The sequence below is a fragment of the Nitritalea halalkaliphila LW7 genome, assembly GCF_000265075.1.
GTDB classification, from domain to species: Bacteria; Bacteroidota; Bacteroidia; order Cytophagales; family Cyclobacteriaceae; genus Nitritalea; species Nitritalea halalkaliphila.
Genome location: NZ_AJYA01000134.1, coordinates 1 through 733 on the forward strand (window position 1 = coordinate 1; position 733 = coordinate 733).

The 733-nt window shown below is 52.7% G+C and carries 1 protein-coding gene; it reads right to left on the reverse strand.

Annotation, left to right across the window (positions count from 1 at the left end):
* Positions 1–476: 476 nt before the first annotated feature.
* Positions 477–733: hypothetical protein (locus A3SI_RS19465; RefSeq protein ID WP_009057945.1), on the reverse strand; the 257-nt coding region annotated here is incomplete at its 5' end.

The following is a 733-nucleotide window of genomic DNA, read 5'->3' on the forward strand; positions in this document are numbered from 1 at the left end:
CAATTCCGGATTCGAATTGGCTCCAAGGAACCGGTAACCGGGAGTTTAAGATCGGAATGGTGTGTAAGGCGGATGTTCGTTTGCTTTCTATTTTCGATGAGGAATGATCGATTGGGATTGTTTACTTTCGTTTTCTTTCTATTTTCGAGGGTTTTGCTTTCGTTTGGTTTCTTTTGCTTTCTTTTTTATGTTCGATTATGATCGTTTGCTTTCGGTTTTTACCCGTAGCCAAAAGCCTGTTCGATCTCGTCGCACTAGGTTGCATCCTAGTAGGAATTAGAAATCCTGAGCCGCATAGCGGCGGATTTTGGGAAGGCCTGGCGGCTTCAGCCCCAGGCACGAGAGGCGTTCCCCGTTTTTCAGCGTGGGGCGAGAAACGTCATGGAACCGATCATTAATATCCCCCACGTAATGCTTGTAATGGATATATACATTTTCGATAAGCGCTGTTTCCGCGCGGTTTAGAATGGGATATGCTATACTGATTTTCCCCCGCGCGGGATAGAGGATGTAGCGTCTTTCGATCCGCGGGCTAAGGCCACGCGGTTAGCATAAGGTCCGCCGCTATGCGGCTCGGGGGCGGTGGCGTCTTTCGATCCGCGGGCTAAGGCCACGCGGTTAGCATAAGGTCCGCCGCTATGCGGCTCGGGGGCGGTGGCGTCTTTCGATCCGCGGGCTGAGGCCGCGCGGTTACCATAAGGACCGCTCCTATGGAGCTCGGGGGAGGTGGCGT